The sequence below is a fragment of the Deinococcus phoenicis genome, assembly GCF_000599865.1.
Taxonomy (GTDB): Bacteria; Deinococcota; Deinococci; order Deinococcales; family Deinococcaceae; genus Deinococcus; species Deinococcus phoenicis.
Map to the genome: position 1 here is coordinate 79193 of NZ_JHAC01000061.1, position 6055 is coordinate 85247.

4 protein-coding genes are annotated in these 6055 nt (G+C 73.7%); 1 reads left to right on the top strand and 3 read right to left on the bottom strand.

Translation table 11 applies throughout. The annotated features are described in order from the left end of the window. Nucleotides 1-40: 40 nt before the first annotated feature. From DEIPH_RS15570 to DEIPH_RS15580, 3 genes are read right to left on the bottom strand one after another with little or no spacing between them, the layout of a single operon-like run. The gene (locus DEIPH_RS15570) at nucleotides 41-2032 is read right to left on the bottom strand and encodes a WD40 repeat domain-containing protein (RefSeq protein WP_034359860.1); all 1992 of its coding nucleotides are present in this window, start codon (nucleotides 2030-2032) and stop codon (nucleotides 41-43) included. 50 nt (nucleotides 2033-2082) lie between these two features. Next, complete coding sequence (locus DEIPH_RS15575) at nucleotides 2083-3498, bottom strand: phytoene desaturase family protein (protein WP_235183264.1); 1416 nt, start codon at nucleotides 3496-3498, stop codon at nucleotides 2083-2085. Continuing rightward, nucleotides 3495-4385: a UbiA family prenyltransferase gene (locus tag DEIPH_RS15580; RefSeq protein ID WP_034359862.1), complete on the bottom strand. Its 891-nt coding sequence runs from the start codon at nucleotides 4383-4385 to the stop codon at nucleotides 3495-3497. Before DEIPH_RS15580 ends, DEIPH_RS15575 begins: the two co-directional genes overlap by 4 nt. 469 nt (nucleotides 4386-4854) lie before the next feature. Between DEIPH_RS15580 and DEIPH_RS15585 the strand changes: the two genes are divergently transcribed. Further along, entirely contained in the window at nucleotides 4855-5802 is a 948-nt protein-coding gene (locus DEIPH_RS15585) for a MerR family transcriptional regulator (RefSeq protein ID WP_034359863.1), read from the top strand. Nucleotides 5803-6055: the final 253 nt, after the last annotated feature.

Below are 6055 nucleotides of genomic sequence, written 5' to 3' on the forward strand. Positions count from 1 at the left end.
GCTTTTTGATGCCGGGCTTGAGGTGTGGGCGGCGGCCGGATCAGGGCGTCCCCGGCCCCGTCGCCGGGCCGGGCAGCGAATAGCCCGGAATGGTCCACCAGTCCAGCCGGTTGCCGTCCCGAATCAGCAGTTTGGCGTCCGGGGCAAAGGCGGCTTGCAGGAAAGGCACGTTAAAGCCGCAGCCGCCCTCGCGCTGGTAGCCGCTGGCCAGTTGCGGGGGCGTGGGCAGGCGTCGGCCGGTCTGGAGGTCGGCCAGTGCGTACCCGTACAGGCCCCAGCCGCAGCCGTCGCCGCCGCCCTCTGCCAGCAGGGCCAGCCGGCCCGTCCCCTCCAGGGCGCTCAGGCCCCAGCCGGAATTGGGGTCCTGGGTGGTCGGCTTCATGAACAGGGACGGACCGGCCTGGCCCGTCCGGGCGTTGACCCGCCGGAACACCGAGGTCACGGGGTCCACCCTGGCCTGCGGGTCCATGCCCGACAGCGCGGCCGCCCGCCCGTCCGCCGAGGGCCACACCGAGACGCTGCCGCGCTGCCAGCCCGTGTCCCAGAGCGGCTTTCCCTCCCGCGTGGACACGCTGAGGCGTTCGCGGTAGCCCTGCTGGGGGCCGTTCTTGTCGTTCGCCTTGCGGAACACTGCCGCCGAGACCGGGAAGATGGCCCCGGCGGGCAGCTTCAGCGGCGTGCCGTCCAGCGTCCAGGCCTGCACCTGTGCCTGCGGCCTGCCCCACACCCGGGCGCTCAGCACCTGCCCGTCCGGCGAGAAGGCCAGCGCGTCCACCCGGCCCGCCGCGTTCCAGCTTTTCAGGACCGCGCCGCTGGCACCGTGGACCCTCACCAGCCGGTTCTGCGCCGAGGCGAAGCGCTGCCCACCCAGGCTGGCGGCCAGTTCGTCCACCTTCAGGGGAGCCAGGGTGGTCAGCCGCCCGCCGTCCGCCCGCGCAATCCGGCCCGCGCCGCCGCCCCGGTTCAGGGCCAGCAGCGCCCGCTCACCGCTCAGGGGCACCGCGCTCACCACGCTCTCGCCCAGGCCGCGCAGGAACGCGCCGTCAGAGGTGCGGCGCATTTCCGGCAGGCTCCCCTCACGGAGGGTCACGAACCGCGCCCCGTCCGGCGAGGGCCACGCGCCGCGCAGGTTCACGCCGGGCGAGAGGCTCCAGAGTTGCTTTCCCGCCGCGCCGAAAAAGGCCAGCAGTTGCCCGCTGCGGGCGCCACCGCTGCCGTTCTCGTCCCCGGTGTTGTAGGCGTTGGCCGCCAGCAGCCAGCCCTGGCCGGTCCAGCGCAGCGTGGCCCCCGGATAGAGGCGCGGCCCCGTCAGGACCGTCTGCCGGGCCGTCACTCCACCGTCCGCGTCCAGCGCCCACGTCAGCAGCACGCCCTGGCCGCCGAAAACGACATCCTGACTCTGTAACGTCAGCAGCGCGGCCCGGCTGCCGTCGGGACTGAGGGCCAGGGCACCGGAACTCTGCCCGGATTCCAGCCGGGGAGCCAGCCCGGCGGGCAGGGTGTGGTGGGTGACCGCGCCCGCCCGCTGCCAGTTCAGCTCGCCGCCTTCGATCCAGGCCCGGACCCGGCCGTCCGGCGTGCAGGTGTTGAGGGTGGCGGCACTGGGCGCGCAGGCCGCTTGCGGGGTCTGTGCGCCCGTCTTCAGGTTCAGGTGGTAACGCAGGCTGACCGGGCGGTTCTCCCGGTAACCGTGCGCCTGGAGCATCAGCGAACCGCCGGGGGCGCCCCCTTCCAGAATCAGGCTGGCGTCCGGGACGGTGGCGGGCGGCGAGAGCTTGCGCGTCTCCAGCAGCGCCCCGTCGGCCGTTCGCCAGCGCTTCAGGGTGCGGGTGGTGTCCAGGGTCGAGACCTCCTGGCCGTCCGCGCTCCAGGCCACGCCACCCGCCAGCGGGCCGTAAGGCTGCGAGGGCAGACCAAAGGCACCGGCGCTGTGCCCCACCACAGTCACCGTGCGGGTCAATGCCGCCGGAGCAGGCGGGGCCGCCGAGGCGGTGGGCGCGAGCAGCAGCAGGACCGTCAGGAAGGGGCGCATGGCTCCAGGCTAGGGAAACGGGGCTGACGCTGCCTGAAGACTTGACGCCGTTACCGCGGGGCCAACCGCCGCTCTGCCAGCAGCGCGTCCACCATCAGCGCCCCCCCCAGAATCGCCGGGAGGCCGCCGCCCGGATGCACCCCGGTCCCCACCTGCCAGAGGCGGGGATGCAGGCGGTAGGGCTGGGGATGGAGGGGACCACCGCGCCAGGGGGAAAGAGCCGCACCGTAGATCGCCCCGCCGGGATGCCCCCCCGGCGCGTAATGGCTGGGAGGCAGGGCCAGCACGTCCCGCGCGGACGCCAGCAGGCCGGGCACCCCCAGCGTCCGTTCCACCCGCTGCACCTGCGCCCGCACCCAGGGATGGTCGGGGCCGAGCCTGCTGGCCGTGGCGGGCGCGGTCAGCAGCACCGCCAGGCGCGGGCCGTCCGCGTGGACGAGGGCCAGGGTGTCGGGCGGCAAGGCCCCGGCACGCACCGCAGCACGAAAGGTGCCGAAGTCGGCGGGCGGCAGGACCGAGGTGAAGGGCAGCGGCGCGGGACCGGACAGCGCGGCATACAGGGCCACCCCGCTCACCGTGCGGCGGGCGACGGGCGAGCGCACCGGCCTGCCCAGCAGCGCGGCGAGGCGGGCCGGGTCCAGCGCACTCACCAGCAGGTCGTGGCGGCGGACCTCTCCCCCACTCAGGGTCAGGCGGGCAGACGCCGGGTCCACACGGACAACCTCGGCTTGCTCGTGGACCTGCGCGCCGCGGACCGCCCCCAGCATGGTCAAGGTGTCCAGCAGCTGGCTCATGCCCCGCGCGGGCCGCGCCACATTGCCCGCGACGAGCGCCGGAATCAGCGCGTACAGTGCGGGCGCGTCCCGGGGCGCGAGGCCCGCATTGAGGGCGTGGGTGCCGACGGCGTGCGCCAGAGCCTCGGGCAGTCGCCGGGCACGCACCCAGCTCCCGGCGGTGAGGTGGCCCCCGACTGCCCGGAACAGCGCCGCACTCGCCCGCCGGAAAGCCGGGTCGCCCAGGCGCGGCGGTGTGGTCAGCAGCGTGCCGATGTGCGGAGCGAGGTCGAGGAGGGGCGTGCGGTACGTCTCCCAGGCCGCGTGCAGCGGGTGATCGGGAGGCACCGGCAACGGCACCGCACCGAACGGCGTGTGGTGCACACCCAGGCCCCCCGGCAACGGGCGCAGGTCGAGCGGGTCCATTTCCCCCAGCCGGGCCAGGAACGTCTGCCACACCTCCGGGAACGTCAAGAGGCTGGGGCCGGTGTCGAAGGACAGGCCGCCGACCGTCACCCGCCGCAGCTTCCCGCCCGCCCGGTCGCGCTCGTACACGGTGACCGCGTGCCCCCGCTCGCCCAGCAGCGCCGCGAGGGCGAGGCCCGCCAGGCCGCCACCCAGGATACCGATGGACCGCGCGGGGTCAGGGGTGGGTGGAGAGTGGAGGAGCCTGGCCTGTGGCGGACGGCTCAAGGCCACAGCCCCCGCGCCAGCAGGTACACCAGCGGCACCCCCGCCGTGGTCCCCACGATCCAGGGGGTAACGATGCTGAGGGGATACAGCCGGGCGGCCCGCTCCGGCGTGGGCCGCCGCAGCAGCGCCAGGGCCATGCCGCCGCACACCAGCCACAGCGCGGTGGCGGTCAGGCGGCTGAGGGGCCACAGCAGCGCCCCGGCCAGCAGAAACCACGTCAGCGCGTAGGCAGCGGTCCCGCGCACCCCCAGCGTGGTGGCGACCGTGCGCGTCCCGGCGAGCCGGTCGGTGGGCACGTCCTGCGCGGCGTCGAAGGCGTGCTTGCCCACCGCATAGGCCATCAGCGCGGCCAGAGGCAGCAGCGGGAGCGGCGTGCCCAGGGCCAGCGCCGGGAGGGCCAGCGGCAGGGCATAGGCGACGTTGCTCAGGCCGTCGAGAAAGGGGCGGCCCTTCAGGCGCAGGGGCGGCACACTGTAGGCGACGAACAGCGCCGCCGTGAGCAGCAGCAGCACGCTCGCCGCAGGGGGCAGCAGCAGCGCGAGGGCCAGCAGAAACGGGGTATTCAGCGCCAGAACCGCGCCCAGCAGAGGGGCCGCCTCCGCCAGACCCAGCCGCGCGCCCTGCCAGCCGCCCTTGCGGAGCGACCGCGCGTCTTCCTCGCGGTCGGCCAGGTCGTTCAGGCCGTAGATCAGCAGATTGAAGGGCAGGGTCAGGTAGGCCAGCAGCACCAGCACGCCGGGGTCGAGCGTGTACAGCCGCCCGGTCAGCCACAGGCCGGTGACCAGCGTCCCGACCGTGTTCACCCACAGGGCGGGGCGGGACACGGCCAGCAGTCGCCGCAGGGGCAACCAGGCGGGACGGGTCAGGGGGCGCGTGGGAGGCTGCATGGCTCTTTCCTGGGGGAGACTCGCGCAACGGGGCGCGCGGGGCAGGCCGCATTGTAGAGGGGAAGCGGGTCGCCTGCCGGGACAGATGGCGGGAGCAGGCGCGGGAACCCACCGGATCACCGCAGGAACTGGGCCTTCAGGGTCAGCGCCAGCCAGGCTTCATACGCCCGGGCGACCAACCCCACTCCTCCACCAGTTCCAGATAGACCTCGGCCCGGGTCAGCGCCAGAAAGGTGGCGGCCACGTGTTCGGGATCACCTCCCCACTCTGCGGCCCAGGGCAGCGCGCCGGCCTGGAGAGAGCGAGAGCGTCGCCTTCCACCCTGACCGGCACGCACCTGGGGCCTTTCCGGGACCTGCCCGCCCTGCTGCGTCAGCTCGGGGCGGCACCGGCGCGCCGCGCGTGATTCCCCGCCTTTCTCGAAAGGCTTACGGTGTACGGGCGTTCCGCGTGGCTCAATAGAGGGCAGATGTCCCCCACGCTTCCTCCTGATCCCACCGCGATGTTCACGCCGTCGGAAGTCGAGGCGCGGACGGGGGTGCCCGCAGCGACCCTGCGGCAGTGGGAGCGGCGCTACGGCTTTCCCGCCCCGGTCCGCAACGCCAGCGGCTACCGCCTGTATTCCCCGCGTGATCTGGCGCAGATCGGGGAAATGCTGGGCCACCTGCGCGCCGGGGTGCCCGCCAGCCGCGCTGCGCAACTGATCCGGCCCGCTGGCCCCGGGCCGTCGCAGGCGGCACCGGTGGCCGCGCTGGCGGGGGCGCTGCTCCAGGCCCTGGTCGCGTCCGACCCGGTCCGGGCCGCGGCCCTGCTCTCGGAGGCCCACGCCCGCCTGAGCGTCGAGGATGTCCTGCTGAACGTGATGGCCCCGGCCCTGACCGAGCTGGGGCACGGCCACGCACGCGGCGAGATCCTGATTGCCCAGGTGCAGCAGGCGGGCGTGTTCCTGCGCGGGCGTGTGGCGGCGCTGCTGGAACTGGCGGGGCGGGGCACCTTCGGGCCGGGCGTGGTCGCCGCCTGCGCGCCCGGCGAGCAGCACGAGATCGGCCTGATGATGGTGGTGCTGACGCTGCGCCGCCAGGGTGTGCGGGCCGAGTACCTGGGCGCGAACATGCCCCTCGGCGACCTCGCCCTCTACGCCCAGCGGCGGCAGGCGGACGCCGTCCTGCTCGCCCTGAGCGGCGAATGGGCGCTGGAAGCCACCCGCGCGCAGAGCGCCGCCCTGACGGCCCTGGCCGTGCCCATCTTCTACGGCGGCGCGTTGCTAAACGCTTCCCCCGAACTCGCGCCCGCGCTGGGCGGCCTCTATGCCGGGCCGGACGCTCGGGAGGCCGCAGCGACGATCATCCGCCAGCTGCGGCCAGCCTACCGGAAGGGCAGGGAGCGCCCCCACCCAGCGCGGTGGCCAGAGGAGTAACACGGATTCCGTCTGTTTCGTGAACAACCCCGGAGAGCGCCGGTCTGTTCACGTCACGCCCGGAACCCGTTCTGCTCCCACTCGCTCCGCCCGGATGCTCAGGTTCAAGACCTTTCGGAGTCCGTATGAGCCGGAAGAGAAACGAAGAAAGGCCCGAGACAGCGGGCCTTTTTCTTCCCTATCCACCTCTCAGAGCGTGTTTGAAAAGGCTCAGGGAGCGGGTTCGAGGCGGCGCAACATGAGGCGGATGTTG

Excerpts from the sequence above, each read along its gene's own strand:
- DEIPH_RS15570 (WP_034359860.1), bottom strand. The coding sequence starts at position 2,032 with ATGCGCCCCTTCCTGACGGTCCTGCTGCTGCTCGCGCCCACCGCCTCG.
- DEIPH_RS15580 (WP_034359862.1), bottom strand. The coding sequence starts at position 4,385 with ATGCAGCCTCCCACGCGCCCCCTGACCCGTCCCGCCTGGTTGCCCCTG.
- DEIPH_RS15585 (WP_034359863.1), top strand. The coding sequence starts at position 4,855 with ATGTCCCCCACGCTTCCTCCTGATCCCACCGCGATGTTCACGCCGTCG.